The 20,261-nt window shown below is 59.0% G+C and carries 19 protein-coding genes; 7 read left to right on the forward strand and 12 right to left on the reverse strand.

What is annotated here, in order from left to right:
* The first annotated feature begins 2 nt into the window (after nt 1–2).
* Nucleotides 3–1,553 carry an adenylate/guanylate cyclase domain-containing protein gene (locus EV561_RS17170; RefSeq protein WP_245512701.1) on the forward strand — a complete coding sequence of 517 codons (1,551 nt, stop codon included), beginning with the start codon at nt 3–5 and terminating at the stop codon, nt 1,551–1,553.
* Nucleotides 1,554–1,581: 28 nt separating this feature from the next.
* Here the strand turns inward: EV561_RS17170 and EV561_RS17175 are convergent, their stop codons facing one another.
* Both EV561_RS17175 and EV561_RS17180 read right to left on the reverse strand, forming a co-directional pair.
* Nucleotides 1,582–2,376 carry a hypothetical protein gene (locus EV561_RS17175; RefSeq protein ID WP_132523511.1) on the reverse strand — a complete coding sequence of 265 codons (795 nt, stop codon included), beginning with the start codon at nt 2,374–2,376 and terminating at the stop codon, nt 1,582–1,584.
* A gap of 26 nt (nt 2,377–2,402) precedes the next feature.
* Nucleotides 2,403–2,621, reverse strand: a complete 219-nt coding sequence (locus tag EV561_RS17180; RefSeq protein ID WP_165927844.1) for a hypothetical protein — start codon at nt 2,619–2,621, stop codon at nt 2,403–2,405.
* A 299-nt stretch (nt 2,622–2,920) separates the two neighbouring features.
* Here EV561_RS17180 and EV561_RS17185 point away from each other — a divergent pair, with 299 nt between their 5' ends.
* Nucleotides 2,921–3,598 carry a winged helix-turn-helix domain-containing protein gene (locus EV561_RS17185; RefSeq protein WP_132523513.1) on the forward strand — a complete coding sequence of 226 codons (678 nt, stop codon included), beginning with the start codon at nt 2,921–2,923 and terminating at the stop codon, nt 3,596–3,598.
* Complete coding sequence (locus EV561_RS17190; RefSeq protein WP_132523514.1) at nt 3,585–4,943, forward strand: HAMP domain-containing sensor histidine kinase; 1,359 nt, start codon at nt 3,585–3,587, stop codon at nt 4,941–4,943. The genes EV561_RS17185 and EV561_RS17190 overlap by 14 nt, the downstream gene beginning before the upstream one ends.
* A gap of 87 nt (nt 4,944–5,030) precedes the next feature.
* Here EV561_RS17190 and EV561_RS17195 read toward each other — a convergent pair whose 3' ends face one another.
* From EV561_RS17195 to EV561_RS37215, 10 genes are all read right to left on the reverse strand, one after another.
* Complete coding sequence (locus EV561_RS17195; RefSeq protein ID WP_132523515.1) at nt 5,031–5,306, reverse strand: DUF1344 domain-containing protein; 276 nt, start codon at nt 5,304–5,306, stop codon at nt 5,031–5,033.
* A 164-nt stretch (nt 5,307–5,470) separates the two neighbouring features.
* Nucleotides 5,471–6,952, reverse strand: a complete 1,482-nt coding sequence (locus tag EV561_RS17200) for a glycosyltransferase family 39 protein (protein WP_165927831.1) — start codon at nt 6,950–6,952, stop codon at nt 5,471–5,473.
* A gap of 13 nt (nt 6,953–6,965) precedes the next feature.
* Entirely contained in the window at nt 6,966–8,123 is a 1,158-nt protein-coding gene (locus tag EV561_RS17205) for a glycosyltransferase family 2 protein (RefSeq protein WP_132523517.1), read from the reverse strand.
* A 252-nt stretch (nt 8,124–8,375) separates the two neighbouring features.
* The gene (locus EV561_RS17210) at nt 8,376–10,355 is read right to left on the reverse strand and encodes a glycosyltransferase family 39 protein (protein WP_132523518.1); all 1,980 of its coding nucleotides are present in this window, start codon (nt 10,353–10,355) and stop codon (nt 8,376–8,378) included.
* Nucleotides 10,356–10,527: 172 nt separating this feature from the next.
* A complete protein-coding gene (locus EV561_RS17215; RefSeq protein WP_132523519.1) occupies nt 10,528–11,139 on the reverse strand; it encodes a dual specificity protein phosphatase family protein in 612 nt (203 codons plus the stop codon).
* Nucleotides 11,140–11,257: 118 nt separating this feature from the next.
* The gene (locus EV561_RS17220; protein WP_165927832.1) at nt 11,258–11,626 is read right to left on the reverse strand and encodes a response regulator; all 369 of its coding nucleotides are present in this window, start codon (nt 11,624–11,626) and stop codon (nt 11,258–11,260) included.
* A gap of 85 nt (nt 11,627–11,711) precedes the next feature.
* The gene (locus tag EV561_RS17225) at nt 11,712–13,016 is read right to left on the reverse strand and encodes an ATP-binding protein (RefSeq protein WP_132523521.1); all 1,305 of its coding nucleotides are present in this window, start codon (nt 13,014–13,016) and stop codon (nt 11,712–11,714) included.
* Nucleotides 13,013–13,672, reverse strand: coding sequence for a response regulator transcription factor (locus tag EV561_RS17230; RefSeq protein WP_132523522.1), 660 nt, complete (start codon nt 13,670–13,672; stop codon nt 13,013–13,015). The genes EV561_RS17225 and EV561_RS17230 overlap by 4 nt, the downstream gene beginning before the upstream one ends.
* A 369-nt stretch (nt 13,673–14,041) precedes the next feature.
* A complete protein-coding gene (locus EV561_RS17235; RefSeq protein ID WP_245512702.1) occupies nt 14,042–15,355 on the reverse strand; it encodes an O-antigen ligase family protein in 1,314 nt (437 codons plus the stop codon).
* 53 nt (nt 15,356–15,408) lie between these two features.
* Complete coding sequence (locus EV561_RS37215; RefSeq protein ID WP_165927833.1) at nt 15,409–15,582, reverse strand: hypothetical protein; 174 nt, start codon at nt 15,580–15,582, stop codon at nt 15,409–15,411.
* Nucleotides 15,583–16,109: 527 nt separating this feature from the next.
* Here EV561_RS37215 and EV561_RS17240 point away from each other — a divergent pair.
* The 4 genes from EV561_RS17240 (at nt 16,110) to EV561_RS17255 (ending at nt 20,177) form a co-directional block, all read left to right on the forward strand.
* Nucleotides 16,110–16,652 (forward strand): phosphatase PAP2 family protein, encoded by a 543-nt coding sequence (locus EV561_RS17240; RefSeq protein WP_132523524.1) that lies wholly within the window; start codon nt 16,110–16,112, stop codon nt 16,650–16,652.
* A gap of 481 nt (nt 16,653–17,133) precedes the next feature.
* Complete coding sequence (locus EV561_RS17245) at nt 17,134–18,312, forward strand: HlyD family secretion protein (RefSeq protein WP_245512703.1); 1,179 nt, start codon at nt 17,134–17,136, stop codon at nt 18,310–18,312.
* Nucleotides 18,305–19,876 carry an MFS transporter gene (locus EV561_RS17250; RefSeq protein WP_132523526.1) on the forward strand — a complete coding sequence of 524 codons (1,572 nt, stop codon included), beginning with the start codon at nt 18,305–18,307 and terminating at the stop codon, nt 19,874–19,876. Before EV561_RS17245 ends, EV561_RS17250 begins: the two co-directional genes overlap by 8 nt.
* Nucleotides 19,877–19,883: 7 nt before the next feature.
* Nucleotides 19,884–20,177, forward strand: a complete 294-nt coding sequence (locus tag EV561_RS17255) for a metalloregulator ArsR/SmtB family transcription factor (RefSeq protein WP_132523527.1) — start codon at nt 19,884–19,886, stop codon at nt 20,175–20,177.
* The last annotated feature ends 84 nt before the right edge of the window (nt 20,178–20,261 follow it).

The following is a 20,261-nucleotide window of genomic DNA, read 5'->3' on the forward strand; positions in this document are numbered from 1 at the left end:
ACTTGGCTCAATCTCCGGATGTCGATCGCCGCATCTATATCGCCAGGCTCGCTCAGAACATCGTCGATCCGGCACAGGTGATCCTTGGCTATCAAGAGCTGATTACCGAGGAGGTGAGGGAACTTGGCCCCAGCGATGCCTTGCCGGATCTTGAGAGAATATTGAGCGCCGCGCGGCAATTGAACCTGTTGATTGGCAAGCTTTTTGACGTCGAGGCACCGCAGGCTGGGAACGTCCCTGCATTTGATGCCGTGTTGCGGCATGATCTCAAGACCCCCGTGACCGCCATCCTCGGCTATTCCGAAATGGTGATCGAGGATTTCGCGGATGCACTGCCCGTCCATGTGCTCAGCGATCTGTCCAAGGTGGTCTATGAGACACGCAAGCTTCTTGCCCAGATCGACGAGACGCCCGATAGCTCGATCCTCAAAGAGGGGCAGGCGCCTTCCGTCGAGTTCGATGGCATGATTGCCGCAAATCTCGTAAGAACGATGGCGGATCGTTCCCCGATCGCGGCAGAGCGGGCGGGCCGCATCCTCATCGTCGATGACACGCTTTCCAATCGCGACCTTCTGTGCCGCCGCCTTGGTCGCGAGGGACATGTCGTCGTCGCGGCGGCTTCCGGCGAAGAAGCGCTGAGGATCATCTGCGAGCAGGATTTCGACCTCGTGCTGGCCGATATACTTATGCCCGATCTCAACGGCATCGAGCTTCTGGCGCGGCTTAAATCCGACAGGCGTTTTCGGGATATCTCCGTCGTCATGGTCTCCGGGCTTAAGGACGATGCCGCCGTTACCCGCTGCATCGAGGCCGGAGCGGATGACTATCTGCGAAAGCCGATCGATCCCGTCCTGCTGCGCGCCCGCATCGCCGCCTGCCTCGAACGCCGGCGCTGGCGTGAACGCGAAAAGCAATATCTTGCGCAGATAGAATTCGAGAAACAGCGTGCCGACGCGCTGCTGCAAGCTGTGCTTCCCAAACAGGTGGTCAGCCGGCTTGCGGGAGGAGAGGACGTCATCGCCGATCGGATCGACGTTGTAACCATCATCTTCGCCGACATCGTCAACTTCACGGAATTCGCAGCGCGAACGTCGCCCGCTGATCTTGTTCAGAGATTGGGAGATCTTTTCAACCGCTTCGACGAGCTTGCCGACCAATTCGGCGTCGAGAAAATCAAGACCATTGGAGATGCCTACATGGCGGCTGCGGGATTGCCGAACCCACGGCCGGATCATGCCGCCGTCGGCGTCGCATTCGCCCGGGCATTGATCGCTGAAACGTCTGTCTGCACCGATCACAAACCGCCGCTCATGCTGCGCATCGGCATCCATAGCGGACCGGTCGTTGCGGGCCTGATCGGCAGAAAGCGATTCATCTATGACGTGTGGGGCCATACGGTCAACGTCGCCAGTCGCATGGAGTCCTACGGCATGCCGGGGCGAATTCAGATATCCGAAACAACCTTTGACGCCCTTGGCGACAGGCAGTTGGCGGCCCATCGCGAGGTAATGGATATTCGTGGTATCGGCAAATACACGACCTACCTGCTGTAATGGGCGGCCGTCTCGGGCAGGACCTCAATTATAAATCACGATGCTCGGCGTCCGAGGACATCTCGGGTTCATAATGCGCCGTCATGTAGACAACGGTGATGATGATCGCCCCGAGAAACAGCAGGCTGGTATAGACCGTGCCGAAGCCGAGGCCTCCATATTCCGACGGCTGCGAGAGATAGTCTCCGAGCGATGCGCCAAGCGGCCTTGTGAAAATGTAGGCAAGCCAGAATGCCAGGATGCCGTTCATGCTGAAACTGAAATAGGCAATCGCGATCAGAGCGATAACGCTGGCAAAGATCAGCCCTGTCGTTATGTAGCCGAAATCGAATTTCTCCGAGATCAGATCGCCGACCGCCGTCCCCAGAGCGAAGGTGAAGAGGATCGCTAGCCAGTAGAAGGCCTCGCGCCGCGTCGTGAAGATCGAGTGGATCGACAGCGTTCTCTCATAGCTCCACCATATGAAGAAAGTGAGTGCGAGCAGTATGCTGAAGCCGATCGTCGAGGCCTCGAGCGGTACGCCCAGATTGTCCGACAGATTGTCGGTCAGGAGCGTTCCGACAACGCTGATCAGAACCACGGCGATCCAGTAGGACCAGGGAACATATTGCTGCCGGATGAACTGATTGATGAGCGCGGCGATGAGAACGACCGTCATGATCGCCGATGTCGTGGTCAGTCCGAGCCCCAAATTGACCGCCAGGTAGTCGGCGGCGGTCTCTCCCATCGTCACGGCAAGGAGCTTGATCAGCCAGAAGTCAACGGTCACGCGTGGGACGCGATTGATCAAGCCGGCAGTGCTGAAGGATGGATCCGATTTCATTTCGATCACCATGGCAGGACCGAGCCTCACTTGGCCATGAGCTTCATGGCATCCTGCAGGAAGCCATCGGCGCGTTTGTCGTCATCGGCGTTGCAACGTTCGACAGCCTTCGTTTCCAGTGCGTCCACCTTCGATTTGACGTCGGGCGCGAGCGTGGCTGACGCCTTGGTCGCACGCATTTCCTTCAACACGTCTTCGCAGGGCCGTACGGATGCGGCATTCGCCGCCAGAGGGAGCACCGTCATAACGAGGATCGCGGCGCGGACATAGTGGGAGGGCTTGAATGAATACATCGGGTGATCTCCGATTTGCGGCCGTTGCGCGGCCTGGTTGATCATGGTCCGCACCGGATGTGCGCTCTGACGAGGCCGGTTGTAGCCGGCTGGCCATACCGACCCTTTGCCCGGAAAATACGATTTCGTAAGAAACGAGGTTCTCTGCGCGCCGGGCTTACGGATTTGTAAGGCGCCGTTCAGGTTGCAGACACCTTTGTGGAGCATGTGTAGGCCTGATTTTGCCACGCACCCGGAGCCGCGACAGGGGCATGAAAATTCTCGTCGTCGAAGACGATAAAAAAACAGCCGAATATATTTCCCGCGGACTGAACGAAGCCGGCCACATCTGTGACGCCATATCAGATGGCACGGATGCGCTGTTCCAGGTGACTCGGGAGCAATATGACGTGCTCGTCGTCGATCGCATGATCCCGGGGCTCGACGGCCTGTCATTGATCAAGGCGGCCAGAGCAGCGAAAATAAAGACCCCGGCAATGTTCCTGACGTCGGTGAGCGGCGTCGACGATCGGGTCGAAGGCCTGGAGGCCGGCGGCGACGACTATCTTACGAAGCCGTTTGCGTTTTCCGAATTGCTCGCGCGCCTGAATGCTTTGGCGCGCCGTCCGCCGGTCCTCGATCAGAAGACTGTCTTGAAGGTCGCAGATCTCGAGCTCGATCTCGTCAAGCGACAGGTCTGTCGACAGGGCGTTGCCATCGAACTACAGCCACGCGAATTCACGCTGCTGGAAGTGCTCATGCGTGGCGAAGGTCGGGTCCTGACCCGCACGATGCTGCTGGAACGGGTCTGGGACTTCCACTTCGATCCGAAGACAAGCGTGGTCGAGACCCATATCAGCCGCCTGCGGGCGAAAATCGACAGGCCGTTCGAGGTGCCGCTGCTCCATACGGTCAGAAATACCGGATACTGCATCCATGCACCGCGCTAGGCTGCTGCGAAGCACGCCACTCAGGCTCGCAGTCTCCTTCGGCCTGTTTTTCATCGTTGCCTTTTTCATCACGGGTCTCGTCGCCTACGGGCTGATGAGGCGAGAGCTCGCGCGGTCGCTCGACGTCTCGATCATGGACACCTACTCGATCGTCCAGTCCACCTATTCGTCGAACGATCTTGAGGATCTCGTCGCAGCCGTCGATACCTACTCGGCGCTGAAGCGCTCCGAGGATCAGGTGTTCCTGCTTCTGGATGGGAATGGAAAGAAGCTTGCCGGCAATGTCCCTGCCATCAGTGTCACGCCGGGAATATCCACCCTCCCCTCTACCGCTTTCGGGCTAGAAGGAAACGATCCGATCCGGATCATGGCAGGGGGCGTCGGCGACAACAGGCTGATTGTCGGCCAGAGCTATAAGGAAACCGACCGTATCGAGCGCATAGCCTTGATGAGCTTCGCCTGGGCGTCGGTCATCATCGTCGCGACCGTCATCGTCGGAGGCGCCGTGCTCGCGCGCCGCACCCAGCATCGGCTCCGGTCGATCGAGCAGACGATGATCGAAGTATCGGCCGGCAATCTTTCGCGTCGCATTCCGACCCGCGGCAATGGAGACGACATCGACGTCGTCTCAAGTCATATGAACGACGCGCTCGTCCGCCTCTCGGGTCTCGTGGAAGGAATGAGGCAGGTCAGCACCGACATCGCTCACGATCTGAAGACGCCGCTGAATCGGCTGCGCCTGACGATCGAACAGGCGATTTCGCGACAGGAGCGGGCCGAGGATGTCGAAGACCTTCTGCTCGACGCGAGGGACGAAAGCGACCGCATCAACGGCACGTTCGAAGCACTGCTGCGGATTTCACAAATCGAGGCCGGTGCGAGGAAGACGCGGTTCAAGGCGGTCGACCTCTGGGACGTCATGGTGTCGGTCTGCGAGATCTATGCGGATGTGGCAGAAGACAGCCTGCAGAGCCTAAAACTGGAGCCGCAACCCTCGGATCCCTGTATGATCAACGGAGATCACGAACTTCTCATCCAGCTCTTCGTCAACTTGGTGGAGAACGCCATCACGCATTGTCCGCCACAGACTGTCATTACGATGTCGTTGCGTCCCACGGAGATCGGCTTTCGCGCTGCGGTCGACGATAACGGCCCGGGAATTCCCGCCGGAGAGCGCAACCTTGTCTTCAGGCGGCTCTACCGACTGGACAAAAGCAGGACTACCCCCGGAAGCGGTCTGGGCCTCAGCCTCGTCAAGGCGATAGCGGACCTCCATTCGGCAACCATCACCTTGGAGGACAACAAGCCGGGTCTGAAGGCGTGCCTGGATTTTCGAAAGCTCTAGCGGAGCGCAGGATGGCTTCCTCAACGAGGCTGGGAGCCGGACGTCATCTCGGCCGGCCTCCCCTGGACGCGTCAGGCTTCCGCCTTCTCAGGGAGCCGAGGACTTCTTGATCGGATGGACTTTCGACGCGAGCGCAATTCCGGACTTCTGAACGGTGTACTTGACGGCGACACGTTCACCGACCTTGAATGACTGGACCTCGATATGCTCGGGCAGATTGATTGTCGTTCCGGTCGACAACGTGATCTGGTCCGCCTTGGCGTCGATGTTAGTGATCGTACCGGTTTCGTCACGAGCAAGCGCCGCTCCCGCACTCAGTACGGCGACGGAGGCGACGGCGATCATAAGCGACTTCCTGGACATTGCTCACTCCTATTGCTGATTGAGTCTGCTTGCCCTTGTGGGCAGCCGGCGATGCCGCCAGCCCCCTCAATCTAGTCGCCGATCTTGCACGCAACTTTGCCGGAACCTTACAAATCCGAAATGAGGGCAGAGCGACGGGAACAGGCGTGCGCCTCGCCTTCGCTTCAACCGGACAGTTGACATCCACGCGACAACAGGTCCGCGGGTGCATGCGAGACCGCCACGACAAAATAGAGTTCGATCTGGCGTCCGCCTGCCTGGCGATGGACAGTCTCGACGGGCGACAGTGTCTGGAAGCATTTCCTGTACTTCAGAAAACGCTCCTCCTCATTTGCGGACACGACGAGCAAGCCGATCTTTTCCAGCATCGCCGGATCCGTATGTTCGAAGAAATAGCGTTGTCGGTCGACAATCTGCCGGACAGGAACCTCGTCCTTCGCTTGAAAGGCAAGTTCTCCTGTCAGCCCATAGTCGGTCGTCGCGATCCATTCGGCCCCGGTCCGCTGGCGAATTTCGTCAAGGCTCGAATACAGGCCTCGCCAGCCAAGAACATTGTCGGCGGGCGATCGCAGGGGCATCTCGCGGCCTAGCGGCGTAGCGAAGATCGCAAGGATCAGAGAGGACAGACCGATGCCAACAGGCGTTGCCCAACGACCAAGACGCAACATGCGGGCCGAGCCAAACTCGGACGAGGTCGCCACGGCCGCGAAGATGGCAAGCGCCGGATAAAGAGGCGCCATCCAGTTTGGGTGAACGCGGTCGTGGCTGGACTGCACCAGCATGTAGAGGAAAAGCGGCGCGTTGAGCAGGATCAGAAACGTCAGCGGGCTTTGCGCAGCATATTGCCGCCGCCGGAAGTAGGTCCAAACAGCAACCGAGGCAAGGACGGCGAGAACCGGGTTGATCAAACCAAACTGTCCGCCAAGAAACTCTGCCAAATGCGAGTTTCCCGCTCCCGCTTCTCCAATTCGACCGAACTGCTTTTGAAACGATATCCAGTTATGCGCCTGGTTCCACAAAAGTACCGGAAGGAAAGTGACAAATGCCACAATCCCCCCGACGATGACCCACGGGTCCAATCTCCATCGACGAGCAGCCGGATCAAGGGCCAACCAGGCCACGATCCCCAGACCGAGAAAGAGATTGGTATATTTGGAAACGCAGCCTGCGCCGGCAAGAAGGCCGACGATCACCCATATCCACGGGCGGTCTCGCTGTCGCAGATGTGCCAGAGCGAGGACCGTAAGCGCCCAGAACATTGTCGACGGCGCGTCCGGCGTTGCAAAGATATGTTCCAACCCAATCAGGAACATCGCGTTGACCCACATCGCCGCTCTCGCGGCGATGTGTCTGTCGTCGAAAAGCTCGCGCGCAGTCAGATAGGTCGCTGCCGAGGTAACCGCGATGGAAAGGACCGGCAGGAGCCGTATCGCAAAGACGCTGTTGCCGGCGATAGTTGTCGACAGCCAGATCCACCACGCGATCATCGGCGGGTGATCGTAATAGCCGGCCGAAGGAACCTTGGACCAGAGCCAGTAATAGGCCTCGTCGGGCACCAGGCTGATATGTGAGATTGCCAGCAATCGAAACAAGGTCAGCGCGGTAACCGCAACTGCAACCGAGACGCCTCCGTAGGTCCTTAACACGGAACGCGCCGCGTTACCGAGCATGGCGCCACGTGATCATCGAATTGGTGATGTAGTTCCACGCCGAGCCGATGATCGCGCCGGCAAGCCCCGCGACCCACCAGCGGGACCGATTGCCGTAGAATAACGAGGAAACGCCGACGCCCGCGAAGATGCCGACGCTGCAAAGCAGCGAAAAGAGCACGAGTCCGCTGACGAACCGCCAGCCCCGGCGGCGCCGATCCCTGTAGGTCAGTGCGTTGTTGAGCGTATAGTTCGATACCATCGCAACCAACATCGCGCCAAGCTGGGCGACCGAGAAAGTTGCACCCTGCAAAAGCAGCAGGCGCAGAACCGCAAGGTGCAGGACAACCCCGCTCGATCCGACCAGGCCGAAGAGCACCATGCGCGCAGAAATCAGGTCCCCGGACCATTTCGAGATCAGCAGGCCGAGATAATCCATCACGACCGAAGCATCCATCTTGCTCTCGCCGTGCATTCTTGGACGGAAGATGTAGGGAATTTCCGCGATCCTCAATGGAGAAGGCGAGGATGCAATGAGATCCAGAAGGATCTTGAAACCCTGATTTGAGAGTTTGGGCGCAGCTTGTTCGACGACAGAGCGCCGGGCCATGAAGAAACCGCTCATCGGATCGGTGGTCTTGACATTGAGCAGCCGCTGGGCCGCTCGGATCGCAACGCGACTCCCAGCCTGGCGAATGGCCGTCAGCGCGCCGTCGGACGACTGTTCTTCTCCATATCTGGTCGCAACGACGAGATCGCTCTCGCCCTGGCGAATGATTTCGAGCATGCCCGCAAGCTGCGTTTCGTCATGCTGAAGGTCGGCGTCCATGACAGCGACGATTGGCGCAGAACTCGACAAGATCCCTTCGACGCAAGCGCCGGCGAGACCACGCCGGTTGACGCGCCGAATGCTGCGGATACGCCGGTCTTGCGTCGAAAGATCACGGACGACATCGAGGGTTCTGTCTGCAGAATCGTCGTCGACGAATATCACCTCCCAGGCGATCCCCCGCAGGGCGGTTCGCAGCCGTTCGATCATCGGGACGACGTTGTCGCGCTCGTTGAACGTCGGAATGATGATCGAAAGCTCAGGACCGGGTGAGAGCCCCTCGATGACTGTCAGTTTCTCCGCTCTCTGGGCGAGCGAAGCGGAATTTCGTGAACTCATTTGCGTCCCAAGTTTACTTAATAAGGAAGGGCGAGTTTGCTCGACGAGTTCGTGAAAGATTTACGCCAATGGAATTGGCTCAGCGCCCGATAGACGGATAAACGTCCGCCGATTGCTTCCGATCTTTCAACGAATCCTGTCGCGTTCTGGCTCGCCATGACGCCTGGGCGACTATCGATTCTTTTACCGTTTCATGAAACCCTGACAGGATGCTGAACGCGCGACGAAGCTCACATTTGCTGTGGATGGCCATTATTCACTGTCGGGAGTGCCACAATCGCCGTCACTGGGGGAGCATGTCCGGAGATCGTAACCGACGCGGTAATAAAAGCTCCCAATTTCCCGGCCTCTTTTTTCCACGATCTGTTTACGGATGTCGGTCAACCGTGAAAACCGGCTAGCCAGATCGGGCCGCTCCAACTCTCCCTTGCCCAAAGATACCATGAGTGCTGTCTTTCCGCTTGAAAAACTCGGAGGGAACCAGATGTCATACATCAGACTGCCGGTTCCGATTGCGCCTCGACCGATAGAATTGGTAGATGGGATTCCATCGGGCCGGACGTAAAAGGCCATCTCGCTCGCCACAAAATATTGATCCATACCGATCAGCACGACCGGCTTGTCGCTTTGGCTTTCGACTGCCTGCTCAAGGCCCGCGACGGTGCCGCCAAACTCGCTCCAGGCGACTGGCAAGGTGCGGATGTTGTGCCGGTAGCCGACGCCGGGAAAGCCCAGCGCAATATAATGGAAAATAATCGCCAATACGGCGACCGTGATCCCGACTGTCGGAGGTCCCGCCGCTCTCAGCAGACCGACGATCCGTCTCTCCTTCTCCCTCTGGTACACGAACGCTGCGGCCACGCCCGGCAGGATGGAAAGCCACAGAGGACCCGTCCAGTTCGGCTTGGTTTCATGAAACAGGCTGAAACCGACGAACACGCAAAGCGGTACGAGCGTGAAGACGAGGGAAAACAGCCGCTTGCCATCGCGCGGATAGGCCCGGGAGAAAGCGGCGATGCCGTCGGAAGTTAGCACAACGAACGCAGCCAAGAGCCCCGTGGGCGTCAATAGGACCGCAGCGTAGCCTAAAAGCTCAGGCAGCGAGAAATGGCGCACCTCCTCCAAACGATGCGAGCTTTGGAACGCAAAGGACATCCAGTCGTGGGTGGCATTCCAATAAATCACCGGAGAAAACAGCACGAGTGCGATGACCGCGGCAGCATAGGGATCAGGACGAAGCAGCCATCGCCTTGATCTGGCGTCCAGCAGAATGAAGAGCAAGGCCGCCGGTCCAAGGAGCGCGATCGTGTATTTCGACAGCAGTCCAAGTCCGAAGCAGACGCCTGCCGCAGGCCATGCCCAACGCCTGTTTCCGATCAGCGCACGCTCCAGAAAATAGAGCGTTCCGGCCCATGCCGCCGTCAGCGGAGCGTCCGGCATCATCAGGAAGCCGGAAAGAAAATAGACCGGCATCGCGGCGATCAGCACGCCGCAAACGAACGCAGCCTGCCTTCCGAAGAGGTTGCGTGTGAGAAGGGAGGCGAAACCCGCAGTGACAAGCCAGCCGAGGAAGGCGCCGATCCGGACACCGAATTCGTTGACGCCGAAGAGCCACGTTCCCGCCCAGATCAGCCAGGCCACCATTGGCGGATGGTCGAGATACCCGATGTCGAGGTGCTGCGAATAATTCCAGTAATAAGCCTCTTCCGGCAGCAGGTCGATCAGGCCGAGGTAAAGGAGCCTGAGCACGAACAGGGCCAAGATCGTCGCAACGGCGATCGGAGCCAATCGCCCCGTGCCAAAGGACCGCCTCAGGAGCAGATGAGCTTGACCGAAATAGCTGATAGTTGCCCCGGCGAGGACCGCAGGGCCGATCGCAACCCGCGGCGAAAGCCCGAGCGCGGATAGCTCCACTCCGAGCATGCCTCCTCGGATTGCGAGCGCAACCACTTGCACAAGAACGAAACCGGACCACATCATATGACGCGGCATCGTGGAAACGGTAGCGTTAGCGACCGACAGCAGGGTTCCGCCAAAGCACGCAGCACTAAAAACCGCCGAGGCCGCAAAGCCGAAGAATTGGGCGGTCAACGGATCGACATTCTGGCCCCGCAACGCCGCAAAGACCAGAAGGTCAAGCGAGGCGGCAATCAGACTGACCGCCAACAGCCTCGGCAATGAATGCGTCGAATGCAGGCCGGCATCCTCGTCAATATGGGCATCACTTAGCAAATACTGATCCAATTTTCTCGTTATCGCGAGGCGCACTATCGGGTGACGCAATACTAGGGGTACGGCAGCGTCACGTCACCCGACCATCAGGGCGAGATCGAGCGTTTTGCCCCCACCCAATCGCCTACCCGATGAGAACCTCGACTGTCTATTCCTTCGGCTTTGGCCGAAATCAGCGAACAACGGCATAGGCCGGGAGGTCCGCTTGTGCTTGCGTCTTATCGCGGGATTCCATGTCTTCCCACGTCTGATCCATTGCATATGCCGCAGAAACGACCGGTATGCCAATATGACCATAGTAGAACGACAGCTGGCCCTCGGCCTGCCGCTCGTCCATTCCGGCAATCTTGCGCATGTACAGCGCAGAAACGAGCCCGCTTCGGTCAGCGCCTGCTTGGCAATGAATAAGGATCGGCTTGGGGGCAGCTTCCATCATCGCGACAAGTTGGTCGATTTTCTGTGCCGAGACGACCTTGGAGGCAAACAACCCGAAGTCCATATGCTTGACGCCCAGGCCGCCAGCCATCGCCACTTCGTCATCGTACCACGGGGTGCCCGGATGGGCTCCCCTAAGATTGATCACGGTCTTGATCCCATGAGCGCGCACATATGCAGCAAGCTCATCAGCCGTCGGCTGCGCGGAGCGATAGAGTTGACCATCGATGACCGGATGAAAATTGCCGCTGAGCTGCAGATATCCGGCATATGCGCCGCAGCCAGCGCCGACGGACCCGATGACGGCCGCAACAGCAATCGAAAACCGACGAAAACGAAACCGTGTCATGCCTTTTCCGAGATTCCCTGATGATGTCAGCATCACTTGCCCGATAAGGCTGACAGGCACCTGAAAGCTGGCGGCACACTGGGTCGTCCGAGGAGATTTTTGCGCGAAAATGGTGCGTTTATGCACGCCGCGCTTGCGGTGGCCGCGCCAGCAGCGCCTCCAGCCGGCGGACCACCGAGTCGAGATTGAAAGGCTTTACCAGATAGTCCGATGCACCCAGCCGCTCGCCCTCAAGGCGGTCGGACAACTGATCGAAAGCCGAAAGGACAAGCGTAGGGCACCTCGGCAACCCTTGACGCAGAATGTCGAAGCCGTCGCCATCCGGGAGCCGCCGATCAAGGCAAACGAGATCGAACGTCGACCGCTTCAAGATATCAACGGCCGCCTTGAACCCGGTTGCCCATGTGACGTCCCAGCCTGAAGAGACCAGATGCTCCCTCAAGGCGTCGCCAAACAGAACGTTGTCTTCCACGAGCAGTATTCGCAACTCAATTCTCCGTTGATGCGAACACCAATACTCCTATTTGCTGACAACCATCTGAAGCACGCCGATCGCCCCCGGCGGCAGGATGCTAGTCCTTGGGGCGGGGAAAGCCGACCTGGACCAGAAAGCCGCCTTCGGCGCGATTTTGCAGCCGCAGGGACAATCCTTGCCTGACGCATATGGCGTGGACGATCGCAAGCCCGAGACCCGTCCCCTCGCCGCCCGACGAGCCACGAAAGAAGCGCTCGGTCAATCGGGGCAATTCCCCGGCCGCGACGCCAGGACCGTTGTCGGCAACGATGAGCAACGGAGATGGGCCTCCTGTGACCGTCACGTCCACGGCGCCACCATTCGGCGTGTAGCGAACAGCATTGTCGACAAGGGTCTCGCACAATGTTTGCAAGTCGTCGAGATCGACACGCACTCGGGCGTTCTCGGCGAGGCCCGAAAAGCCCAGGTCGACTTGCTTCTCTTCGGCAGATACCAGAAGTCCGGACACCACGTCCTTCACGACTTCGGAAAGGTCCAGCCACGCCGGTGTCGAGACGGGATTCTGCCCTTCGTATCGGCTGATCTTCAAGAGCTTGTCGGTCAGTGCCGATACCCGTCGCGCGCCTGCGCGAAGATCTGTCAAGCGCTCTTCGAGATCGGCGCCGCGGTGCTGGGAGAGATTGCCGATCTGCAGGGTTAGCGCCGACAACGGCGTCCGCAGCTCGTGTGCCGCATCCGACAGAAACATTTGCTGGCGGCGCAAGGCGACCCCCAGGCGTGAGATGAGCTCGTTCATGGACCGCACGAACGGCCAGACCTCTCGTGGCATTGTGCTGAGATCGAGCGGCTCGACATCGGTCGTCGCCTTGCGCGAAATCTCGTCGCCGAGGCGTTCGAGGCTCCGGAAGATCCGACCCGCCACCAAGGCCACCAGCAGCCAAGAAAGAGGAATCGCGACAAGAAACGGAACGATCGCTCTTGCGGCAGCGTCTGCCGCAAGTTCCCGACGGACAACGACCTGCTGGGCGACCTGTACCGTCCGACCGGGTGTCACCAGGGAGAACACCCGCCATTGCCCGTTTCGGTCGGAGAATTCGGAAAACCCCGTAGTTGGCTGATCGGGAATGACGACCGATGGGTCTGAGGTCTTTGCCGGGCGTCCATCGGCGTAGGTCACCTCGATGACGTAGTCGTCCTCGCTGTCATGCGGCGGCAGCGCCGCCTCGCCTGGCGCAATGAAGGTGAGATCGCCGACATAACGGCCGATCTGGCGTTGCTGCAGGTCGAGGAAATCTCCGCTCTCTCGCATCGTCGACAGATAGGACGTCGCACCGACCACGACCGCAATCGCGGTAAAGAGGATCGCCAGCGAACTGGCGGTAGCGGTTCTGAGCGAGATCATGTCTTTGGAATCATCCAGCCGGCCCCGCGCACATTGCGGATGACCTGCTTGTCGAAGCGACGCCGGATATAAAAGATCAGGACCTCCACAGCGTTGCTTTCGACTTCCTCTCCCCAGCCATAGATCTTCCCTTCGAGCTGGGACCGGGACAGGATGATGCCAGGACGCTCAAGAAGAGCCCGCATCAACGCGAACTCCCGATGCGGAAGAACCTCGGTAACCCCGCCGTACGAAAGCTCATGGGACGCCAGATCGAGAGCGATGTTCGACGTTCCGATCTTGGAGGTCGCGTGACCGGAATGGCGCCGGATCACCGCCCGCAGTCGTGCGATAATCTCGGAGGGTTCGAAAGGCTTCAGCACGAAATCGTCGGCGCCGAGATCCAGGCCATTCAGGCGCGTATCGAGATCGTCCCGAGCCGTGATGATCACCACAGGCACGCTGGCTCCTCGGGAACGGGCCTCCCGAAGCAATGTCAATCCGTCGGGAGCAGGCAGAGACAGATCCAGCAGGACCGCGGCATAGCAGTCGCTCTTCATCGCCTCTTCGGCAAGTTTGCCATCGGCAATCCAGTCCACCGACATGCCGACGTCGGAGAGCGCCCGCTGCAGCCCGATCGCCAGCATCCTGTCATCTTCCACGACGAGAATTCTCATCTGCACCAAGCTCCAGCCCGTCCGTTATCAAGCATTTTGCATCGAAAATTTAGCGCGGAATTAGAAGGACGGTAAAAACTCTAAGTCTCACCTAAGAATACCGCGCCATTGTGCGACCTGTAAGCTGTTGTCCAAAACCGCTTTCGACCGCAACGGATGAGCCCTTTGGCCTTGCTGCCCGCCAGCGCATGACGCGCTGTCGGAGACAAGGTTTTTGGGGATCGCCACCAGGGACCAGCGAGGAGTTCGCGCGTCGCGCTGTCCCCATGAAACTCGACAGAGCGTTGGCCAACGCCATGTGGCTGCGCCCTGTCGGGCATGGCTTCAGATGAAGGCCGAACTTCACGGTAGGGACGAGCGCTATCGCGCCTAGGCAATCGACTGCGCGATATCACGAGACTCCGTGGCGTCCCCATTTGCAACGGCTCGCCGGCGTTGTTCGATGAAGAGGTGACAGGCGCAGGCGAAGGCTGAGCTGACCAGCGCGAGACTCTCTCCGATCGCAAGCCGATTGTTCGAGTTGCTCAACAGGGTAAGGGCGAAAAACACAAGAACCGTAAGGTAGGCGTAGAAGGCGCAAGGCGGGATGATGCCATCGCGACACGCCATCTGCACGCTTCTTATGAAGACCGCCAGCATAAACAGGAACACGAGCGCGCCCACGCCCCCGTAGCGCACCAGGATTTCGAGATAGCCATTGTGCATCAGATCATACTTGATCGATCCATATTTGGCGTGGTGCCATTGGTTCAGCCATTCGTTTCCCCAGCCTAGGATCGGCGATGACGCAATGAGTTCCGAGGCGTTCCACCACAGTTGAAGCCGTTCATCCATCGAGATTGGAGTTGAACTCGAGGCAATAGTCGCTGCGACGTCAGCCGCCGCGCCGCCGTCATGCCCGGCGCTCCACAGCATCGTTTCGGCTGCCTGCACCGTCGGGCCCGCAAATTGGTCCAGGTTGGCGCGAACGGCATAGGTGCCCAAAAGCAGTCCCGCCAGCGCGACAGCGAAAACCAGGGTGCCCTTGCCCATCTTCAATCGGCGAAGAACAAGGATCGCAAGCAGGGGCAGCGTTAGCCCGAGCGCCAGCCAGACGCCCTTAGACTTCGCGCCGTAGATGCAGAACAGAGAGAGGGCCATCACCGGGGGAGCCACCAGGAAAGAGATGGTCGCCATTGTCCGATCCGATCGCTTCTCGGTCACATAATGAAGCAGCCAGAAGCAGGATGTCACAAAGAGGATGCCACAGCAGACCGCGCCGTGGATCTGGTTGTTCTGGATCAGAGGACGAACGGTTTCCCCTGAGGCGACCTCGCGAAACCTCGTCGTCAGAAGAAGCATGAGAAGCGCGCCGATGTGAAATGCAGCGATGATGCGCTCCATCGACTTCCAATAGATCGAAAGAGCAAAACCGAGGACGGGAAAGAATAGCGGGAAGCAGTAAAGGAACTCGGATTCGCCGATCGGATGCCCCGGCCAGAAGGCGAACATCACCAGGAATATGGCGAACGCATAGGCCGCCCATCCCATGCACAACCACCCTACCCAGCTGATCGAGGGCCTATCGGTCATGCGCAAATAGAAATAGAGCCCGGTCAGAGCAAGAATTCCGCAGGCATAGCGATAGGTGTCGCTTTCAACGACCACCGCCGAACAGGCCGCAAGCCAAAGGACAGCGCCCACGATTGGAAGCCGCAAAATCTCATCCGCCGTCCCGGCGCCCAGCAATCGACGGCTCATCCAGAGACCGACACGATGACAAGAAACCAGGTGATGGCAAGGCCGATCGCCACGGCGATCAGGACCTCCAAAAGCGGCGCTATCCGGCTGGACCATTCGACCGCCCGCGGCGCGGACCTTCGCCCGCTTCGCTTGACGACATCATGTCCATGCGACCATTCAACCGCCATACCAAACTCCTCATGAGATTTTTGGACGGAGTATGGACCGCGAAACTTAGCTGCAACTTATGAAGTGGCGGGAACATGACATTGCGGAGACTGCCGCATCTAAGTCTGTTCTAATTCTCATGGTTCATCCTGCGTCTTTCGACTGCGACCTTGTAGACGCGACGAGGTCAATGCCGCAGTCGGGCGGCCCGGTGTCAGTCCGATGGGGCGCCGGGATGCCCGCGTCGGAATGAAAGCGATGCATCGATCGATTGAGAATGAACTCCCCTTCAGCAATTCAAACCCGCCAGACGACGAAGCTCTGGGACGACAGATTGTTCTCCAGCTCATGTCAGCCCCGTCACAATGTCTCTTCCTGCGCGGAAACACTCTCACAGGATCAGGTACGTTTGCGCTGATGCGCAAGCTGGTCGACGCACGCTGCGACGAACTCAGTCTGCCCGACACGGTTCGCTCCTCGGCACGGTCCTATTCGGCATCGCTTCTCAATGAGGCCTTGGACTCCCTCTTCAAGCAAAGGCAATAAAATGGATGTGATCATCACCGGTTGGATCAACAGCTGGGCAGGATCGAGCGGCATGCTCGACAAGGTGATAATCGCCATAACCCAGTTCGGCGTTCCGCTCCTAGTGCTGTTCGTGGGGTTGCAATGGTGGTCTGTGCGTGATCGCGCGCATGTCCGACATGCATGCATCGCTGCCGGTCTGTCCTTTCTTTTGGGTCTCGGCATGAACCAGATCGTCATCTTGTTCTTCCAACGCATCAGGCCCTGCGACGCGGGCGTCACGCATCTCATCATCGACCGCAGCGTCGACGCATCCTTTCCTTCCGACCACGCAACCGCCTGTTTCGCGATAGCAACGACCCTTCTGATTCAAGGCTTGAAAAGGCGAGGTGCAATCGCTGCCGCAGCAGCGCTGGTGATCAGCCTGTCTCGGGTCTATGTCGGAACGCACTATGTCACCGATATCATCGGAGGCGCTGCCATGGCCATGACAGCGACGACCCTGGTCAATGTCCTCTACCGCGAGGGAACCCGCGTCGACCGGCTCGTCACCGCAATCCTGTAGCCGCGCCATCGCGTACTAGATACGAGCTTAAAATGGGCTCGCTGCCTCGCGTTCGGCTTTATTGATCGGCATCGGCTTCAGCCGCCACACGCCCTTCTTAACGGCCGCATGCATCGGGAAGAGGGGTGAAACTGGAACGGCCCAATCGGCTCCGTTCCTGTAAGCTTCAATTGTTCGATCTGCCCCTGAGGCCAAAGCATCCGCAAAACTCCATCCCGCTCGGTCTACAGTTCCCGCACCTGTTGACGCATCTCCTGTCGTTGGGGCGGAAATGACCATCGAATTTTCGACGCCTTCTTGATGAAACGATACGGATCGTTTATATAAGATCCAACCTTAAGATCGACCCGATCGCGGAACTTGTTATGCGAGGGAGTCATCCGGGCCTGTCGACAATGCACAGAGCATCGCCGGCGTGGTCTCGGGCATGTCTCCCAGAGCGACGCGACGACAGTTTTGAACTGGAAGCAAAATGCCTCAGATGCAATCCAAAGAAGATCAAGCCAGCGAGCCGTCCACCTCTCCACGGCCTGCCCTTGTGTCCGCCCCTTCGCCAGAGAGGGAGCCTTCGGCCGCAGCCTCGCCCTCTCTCCCCAAAAGAACGAACTCGCTGCTGTCGCTTGCTGTGCCCGTTACTGCAATCGGCGTCGCGCTTGCCGCAGTGGCCGGCGCCAGCGCGAACTGGGACTCATGGGTCGCCAGTCGGACGGTTCAGTCAACGGACGATGCCGCGGTCTACGCAGACGTTTCCTCGGTCAGCACAAGGGTCGGTGGCACCGTCGAACTGGTCACCGTCCATGATTATCAGCACGTCAAAGCCGGCGACCTGTTGTTTTCGATAGATCGCGCTCCTTATGAAGTGGCTCTCCGGGCCTCCAGGGCGAAACTCGAGGCCGCAGAGGCTCAGCTTGCAAACAACGATAGCCAACGCGTTTTTCAGCTCGCTCAGATCGATGTCGCCGTCGCCCAGAAGCAGGCTTCAGAAGCTGACGAAGTCGAAACCGACAAGGAGCTGAAACGGCAGACGCGGCTTGGTCTCGAGAGCGGAGCTAGTTCTCTTCAAAACCTGGAGAAAGCTACCGCGGCTCACGAGCGAGCTCTTGCCAACGCAAAGATGACTGAAGCAACCGTATCGGCGCAGAGATCACAATTGGATGTTCTTGCCAAGCAGCGCGACGCCCTCAAGGCCAACGTCGACAGCGCTTCCGCCGAAGTTGCCGCAAACGAACTTGAGCTGAGCTACACGGACGTTCACGCACCGATCGACGGCGTCGTCGCGCGACGCAATGTCCAGCTCGGCAACTATGTCGGCGCGGGCACCAACCTGATCTCCATCGTCCCGCTTCCTCATATCTACATCCTTGCGAACTATAAGGAAAATCAGTTGGCATGGGTGCGGGAAGGACAGCCGGTCGAGATCTCGGTCGACATGCTTCCTGGCGCGACCCTGCAGGGGACGGTGTCTAAAGTTTCTCCCGCCAGCGGCTCGACCTTCGCGCTGCTTCCCCCGGACAATGCGACCGGCAACTTCACCAAGGTGGCGCAGCGGCTGACAGTCCGCATAGAACTGGATCCCAACCAGGCAAACTTCGACCGCCTACGGCCTGGCATGTCGGTCATTACGCGCATCACGACGCGCGAGGTCAAAGATCATGTCTAGCAGAGTTTCATCCAGTGATTTGCCTCGTCAGGGATTCGTTGCCATCGCTGTGGTGATGGCGTCGATACTGACCGCCTTCGACATCCGCGCAGCCAGCATCGGTCTGCCGGACCTGCGCGGAGCGTTCGGTCTGACGGTGGATGAAGGTTCCTGGCTTGCGACCTTCGCGACCGCGCCTCAAATTCTGGTGGCCCCCTCCGTCGGCTGGCTAATTGCGGCCTTCGGCGTGAAGCGAGTGATGATCGGGCCGGCGCTCCTTTATTCTGCCATCTCCTTCACCATCCCGCTTTGTGGCGGTTTTGAACTGCTGGTCGCCCTGCACGCGCTCAGGGCTGCGTTGCTCGGCCTGTTTGTTGGCGCGACGCTGATGACCGCGTTTCGAAATCTGGATCGCAGGTTCTGGATCTTTGCGCTTGCGTTCTATGTTCTGAGAATCCCGTTCGCACAGAATCTCGGCCTATATACCGCGGGCAGCTATTCTCAGACCATCGGCTGGCAATGGCTGTATTGGCAGGGCGCCATAGTTGCCCCGGTGATCGGTGTGCTCTTTTGGTTTGGCGGCAAACCGGTCGATGTCGATCGAAAGCTCCTTGGGAGTGCGGACTGGGGTGGGATGGCGATCTTCGGCAGCGCCTTGACGACGCTTTACTTGGCGCTCGACCAGGGTAATCGGCTCGATTGGTTCAGGTCCGGGCTGATCCTGTCGCTCCTTGCCGCGGCCGCCTTTCAGGCAATCGTCTTTGTCTGGCACGAATCCCGTGTCGAAGAGCCCTGGGCGCACGTCTCCATACTGTTTTCAAGAAACATCGCCCTCGGCTTTGCCGCTATCGGCTGCTTCATGACCGCCAGCCTTGGCAGTTCGCTGTTGGAGCCAAACTTTCTGGTCGCCGTGGCGCATCTGCGTCCCGAACAGATTGGAGATTTTTCGGCACCTTATGCGATGCTTCTCCTCGCGGCTGCGACCGGCACTGCCGTCGTGCTCGTTCAGACAGTCAAGCAGCGAACAACGCTGATGATAGGATTCATTTGTTTCGCCTTGTCTGCATGGCTGGGGACGGGATTGACCAACCTATGGTCACTTCCCGAGTTCAAGCTGATCGTCGTCCTCCAGACGTTCGGAGAAGAGATCGTGTTCCTTGCGGCAGTCGCCACGTTGTTCAGCAATGTGAACCCGTCGCGCGCCATCGCTCTCACCGCCTATGTCCAAGTCATGCGCCTGATCTGCTCCGAGACGGTTGCGACGACGATGGCGACGTTTGTCCGGCAACGGGAACAGCTGCATTCATACCTGATCGGACTGCATGTGACCGGCACGACGCCAGGCTGGAGTTCCCTGCTCCTGCAACTCGGCGCCGGATCGGCTTCGGGCGGCTCCCAGGCCGAAGCCATAAAGCGCGGGCTCGGTAACTTGGCGGGCATCGTCCAAAGGGAAGCGAATGTTCAGGCCTATATCGACGGGTTTTGGATCACGTTTCTGGCCGCGATTGTTGGATTGGTCGTCGTTTCCCTAATGGCGCCCTCTCCCGCGCATCCGCTGACCGCGTCCATGACTTCGCGAGGCTAGAGCGCAGATGGAAAAGAACCTGATCCTCAAGGCCCTGGCCAACCCTACGAGGCTTGAAATCCTGGCGCGCCTTAAGAACCCGGAACGCTATTTTTCTTCGCAACAGCATCCATTGAACATGGGCGTGTGTGCGGGTGAATTCGAGCGTTTGGGTCTATCTCAATCGACTATCTCAAGTCATCTTGGCGAGTTGCTGAAGGCCGGCCTGCTTACTTCGCGACGTATCGGGCAATGGGTTCTCTACCAACGCAACGAGCAGGCCATCCGCGAATTCCTCGTCTACCTCGACAAGGAGCTTTGACATGACATTTGCTCTGGCCACCACCCGATCAAACAATCGGTCGCACCGCGATCCAAGGTCGACACCAAGGTGCAATAGGCCCGA

It is taken from the genome of Rhizobium sp. BK376, assembly GCF_004341625.1.
Taxonomy (GTDB): domain Bacteria; phylum Pseudomonadota; class Alphaproteobacteria; order Rhizobiales; family Rhizobiaceae; genus Rhizobium.